The 2,063-nt window shown below is 58.4% G+C and carries 3 protein-coding genes; all 3 read left to right on the top strand.

The window, feature by feature from the left end; genetic code table 11:
• The coding region (locus B3C64_RS00890) for a WYL domain-containing protein (protein WP_291533079.1) at positions 1–882 on the top strand (882 nt) is incomplete at its 5' end.
• A gap of 11 nt (positions 883–893) precedes the next feature.
• The gene (locus B3C64_RS00885; protein ID WP_291533078.1) at positions 894–1,214 is read left to right on the top strand and encodes a hypothetical protein; all 321 of its coding nucleotides are present in this window, start codon (positions 894–896) and stop codon (positions 1,212–1,214) included.
• A gap of 12 nt (positions 1,215–1,226) precedes the next feature.
• On the top strand, positions 1,227–2,063 hold an 837-nt coding region (locus B3C64_RS00880), incomplete at its 3' end, for a DEAD/DEAH box helicase (protein ID WP_291533077.1).

Below are 2,063 nucleotides of genomic sequence, written 5' to 3'. Positions count from 1 at the left end.
GAGATGGCGGGAAGCCAGTTCTTCGACATCGACTGGTCGCTGCTGGATGCCGAAGGCATCGTGTCGGCGACGAATTCTCTGGGATTGGAGCGTCTCGCGGGCATTTCACAGCAGTATCTGAGCATGCTGACCGCGTCCGTGAGCTACCTTGCCCATTCCTCGTTGTTGCCGGACAAGCTCCGTGAGCAGGCTGATTCCCTCTACACGCGTCTTCGCCAGCACGTCAAGCCGGGTGACATGCCTTGGCTGAGCCTCACCGGCTATGAGATGGAGCCGCGGAGCTTCTCGATTGTGAAGAGCGCCATCTCCAAGAGCAAACTGCTCGATATGGAATACACGGATGGCGCCGGTCGCACGCATCGCAAGCTCGTCGCCCCGGACAAGATCTTCGTCGATGAGGGCGTCTTCTACGTCGCGGTCTGGACCGATGTCGCCGCCGCGGCTCCTGCGGACAGGGCGCAATACGTCAAGAAGGACACCGCCATCAACAAGGCGACCGGAAAGCCTCGTATCTGGCAGGTGCTGCGCATCTCCCGCATCGAGAAGGCCGAACTGGTGGAACCGACCGCAAAGCTCGACATTCCCGATGTTCCGGCATCGGAATTGCGCGAGTGGAGCTTCGAAAACGGCACATCCGCGGTGTTCATCACCAATCAGGAGAACCTGTCGTTCATCGACAATCTTTCGGGCGCGAAGGTCGAGCAATGTGGCGAAGGCGAGAAGGTCCATCTTGTCGTATCGTCCGACTCCTGGTATGTGGCCTTCTGCATCGCGCATGCGCGGCACATCACGGCCGTCGCGCCGGAGACCTTGCGAACCATGATCGTGGCGCGTGCGCAGCATGAGCTGAGCATCGGCGACCATGATGGCGAAGAACGGTAGGGGAGAGACCTATGCCTTGGTGGATTTGGCTGTTGCTTGCCCTGTTCATGCTGGGCATGTTCATCGCCGGCCTCGTCTTTGCCGGTATGCATGGATATCGTGCGATCAAAGGTATCATGCATGTCGGCCGGCAGGCTACGGAGCGTTTTTCGGATATGGGCGAGTCTCCGTCGCAGACGGAGGTGAAGAACGAGGCGCCATGGTTCACCCGGCCTTTGCAGGATGCCGCCGACTGCTACATCGATGCGCATGCGCAGGTCATCGAACGCCAAGAGGCCAAACGCAACCGGCATAGGCGCCAATGGGCGAATTGGAAACATTTCAACGACTGATTCGAAGGAGCCATGACACATCATCGCCGCCGTCGCAATGACGGAAACAGTACGTCGAAGACCAACGAGACGGGTGTCTTGTCACCCGCGCAACGGTACGCCGCATTCCGTGAATCCCAAGCCAAACGCCAGTCGGTTGCCGCGAGGTTCGCGCAATCCATGCCGTTCGAACTTGATGATTTCCAGTTGCGGGCGAATGATGCGTTGGAGTCGGGAAACAACGTGCTTGTCGCGGCTCCGACCGGCGCCGGCAAGACGGTGGTGGCGGATTTCGCCATTTATCTGGCGCAGGAGCATAACGTCAAGGCTTTCTACACGACGCCGATCAAGGCGTTGAGCAACCAGAAATACCATGATCTCGTGGATCAATATGGTCCGGACAAGGTCGGATTGCTCACCGGCGATACGTCGATCAATTCCGAAGCGGATATCGTGGTCATGACCACCGAGGTGCTCCGCAACATGCTGTATGAGCATTCCGTGACGCTCGAAGCGCTGCGGTATGTGATTCTCGATGAGGTGCATTATCTCGCAGATCGTTTCCGTGGCCCGGTATGGGAGGAAGTGATCATCCATCTTCCGCAAAGCGTGAAGATCGTCGGATTGTCGGCAACCGTCTCGAACGTCGAGGATTTCTCCAAGTGGATAGAATCCGTCCGTGGGGATACCACGTTGGTGGTGTCGGAAAAGCGTCCGGTGCCTTTGGAACAGCATGTCATGGTGCAGGCGGACGACCACACGGAACCTGAACTCATCGATTTGTATCGCCGTGACGCGAATGGCGAACAGACCGTCAAACTCAACGCGCATCTGGTCGACAGGCTCGACCAGCTCGACCGTCAGGCGGCC

This window comes from Bifidobacterium sp. UBA6881, assembly GCA_002451435.1.
Taxonomy (GTDB): domain Bacteria; phylum Actinomycetota; class Actinomycetes; order Actinomycetales; family Bifidobacteriaceae; genus Bifidobacterium.
This window is presented reverse-complemented; position numbering and strand designations above follow the sequence as displayed.